Origin of the sequence: Nonomuraea sp. AD125B, assembly GCF_041402765.1 — a bacterium.
GTDB classification, from domain to species: domain Bacteria; phylum Actinomycetota; class Actinomycetes; order Streptosporangiales; family Streptosporangiaceae; genus Nonomuraea; species Nonomuraea bangladeshensis.
The window spans coordinates 1-1,422 of record NZ_JBGLOU010000045.1 but is presented as its reverse complement, the minus strand read 5'-3'; the positions used below and the strand labels follow the sequence as shown (position 1 = coordinate 1,422).

Here is a 1,422-nt window from a genome sequence, read left to right as displayed (position 1 = left end):
GGGTTGCGTCCACGGGAGTGGTGTACGAGTTTGACCTGGTCACAGGCGTGGCGTCGTGAAATGAAGACGGCCATCGCGTGATCCTTCGAGTAGCAAGATCAAGATCGAAGGAGAACCAGGCGATGGCCGTAGACAACAGTGTGACGCCCGGGCAGTGGCTGGCGCGGCAGATCGAGACCGACGACCCGGATCTGTTGCGATCCATGGTGAAGACCATGGCCGAAGCGTTGATGTCGGCTGAGGCCGACAGCCTGTGCGGAGCCGGTTATGGCGAGCGCAGCAGCGAACGGACCAACTCCCGCAACGGCTACCGCAGCCGCGAGTGGGACACCCGCACCGGAACGATCGAGCTGGCGATCCCGAAACTCCGGTCGGGCTCCTACTATCCGGACTGGCTGCTGGAGCGGCGCCGCCGGGCCGAGCAGGCGCTGATCAGCGTGGTCGCCACCAGCTACCTGCTCGGCGTCTCCACCCGCAGAGTCGACAAGCTCATCGAGCAGCTCGGCATCAAGCACATCTCCAAAAGCCAGGTCTCGCAGATGGCCAAGACGCTGGATGATCAAGTCGAGGCGTTCCGGACGCGGGCGCTGGACGCCGGCCCGTACACCTTCGTCTGGCTGGACGCGCTGACCCAGAAGGTGCGCGAGGCAGGGCGGACGATCAACGTGCACGCGCTGGTGGCCACCGGCGTCAACGCCAACGGCCAGCGCGAGGTGCTCGGCCTGGAGGTCACCTCGGCCGAGGACGGCGCCGGCTGGCTGGCCTTCCTGCGCAGCCTGGTCGCACGCGGCCTGTCCGGCGTTCAGCTGGTCGTCTCCGACGCCCACCGCGGCCTGGTGGAGGCGATCGGCGCCGCTCTGCCCGGCGCGTGCTGGCAGCGCTGCCGCACCCACTACCTGCGCAACCTGCTGACCACCGTGCCCAAGAGCGCCCAGCCGTGGGTGGCCACCTTGGTGCGCACCATCTTCGACCAGCCCACCTCCGAGCAGGTGCGCACCCAGCACGCCTGGGTCATCAACGCCCTGGAAGCCAAGTATCCGGCCGCGTGCGAGCATCTGGACGCCGCCCGCGAGGACCTGCTCGCCTTCGCCGCCTTCCCCCGCGAGACCTGGCGCCAAATCTGGTCCAACAACCCGCAGGAGCGGCTGAACAAGGAGATCCGCCGCCGCACCGACGTGGTCGGCATCTTCCCCGACCGAGCCTCGATCATCCGCCTCGTCGGCGCGGTCCTGGCCGAGCAGACCGACGAATGGACCGAAGCCCGCCGCTACATGGGCCTGGACATTCTGGCCAAAGCCCGCGTCCGGCTCATCGCAAGCGACACACCGGCCCAGAACCCGCTCCCGCAGACACTTACCGCTTAACCTGCAGAAACAGGATCACGCGAAGCTTGATTCATACACCACGTCCGTGGACGTGACC

Annotated in this window: 1 protein-coding gene; it reads left to right on the top strand. The window is 67.2% G+C overall.

The features are described 5' to 3' along the window. The first annotated feature begins 122 nt into the window (after positions 1 to 122). Positions 123 to 1,364: an IS256 family transposase gene (locus tag ACBR40_RS47040; RefSeq protein ID WP_344220340.1), complete on the top strand. Its 1,242-nt coding sequence runs from the start codon at positions 123 to 125 to the stop codon at positions 1,362 to 1,364. The last annotated feature ends 58 nt before the right edge of the window (positions 1,365 to 1,422 follow it).